The organism is Methanoculleus sp. UBA430 (genome assembly GCF_002506585.1).
GTDB lineage: Archaea > Halobacteriota > Methanomicrobia > Methanomicrobiales > Methanoculleaceae > Methanoculleus.
This window is the reverse complement of record NZ_DAXW01000002.1, coordinates 95,850-96,113: the sequence shown is the minus strand read 5'-3', so window position 1 is coordinate 96,113 and position 264 is coordinate 95,850.

Genomic DNA, 264 nt, shown 5'->3' with positions numbered 1-264 from the left:
CCCCTGTCCCCACCCCCCAGACGCGATACTCGATGGAAATCCGTGCATGGGTTCGCAACGCTCTGGGGAACAAAAGTTCATAAGGCAGTGTTGAGAGCCCAGCAGGCTTCTTTCGTGATCGATCAGAAGACAGAAGCACGAGCACTACTGACCTTCCCTCCACCTGTGCAGATCAGCGATACTGGTATCACCTGCCGCCCCCGCCTGCTCTCATAGCTGTGTATTTGACGGATCATACCCCAACTAATACGAAATGCCTGATAT